Genomic DNA, 263 nt, shown 5'->3' on the forward strand with positions numbered 1-263 from the left:
TGACGAAGAAAAGGCGACTAAGCGAGGGTTTGCAACAGGCGTTGGTTGAGCAAGGCTGAAGCACGCGCCTTCGACTTGCCTGATGACATTTTTGTTCTCTTTATCGATAGGAAGGGAGCGAAGCGCCAAATTGTTGAAGTTCAAGGACTCTAGAGTTGCCATAACGCCACGACGCAACATGTCAAGGGCGTAAATCTCATGGTCAGGCAAATTTAGAACTACGCATCAGAGATCGTTGCTGTTCGCCGACAGTTACCCGGTAC

1 pseudogene is annotated in these 263 nt (G+C 49.4%); it reads right to left on the bottom strand.

Annotation, left to right across the window (positions count from 1 at the left end):
- Nucleotides 1-180 (bottom strand): annotated as a pseudogene (locus ACYQ78_RS39715) (protein adenylyltransferase SelO family protein); the annotation flags it as partial.
- Between the last annotated feature and the right edge of the window lie 83 nt (nucleotides 181-263).

Source organism: Herbidospora sp. RD11066 (assembly GCF_054661255.1).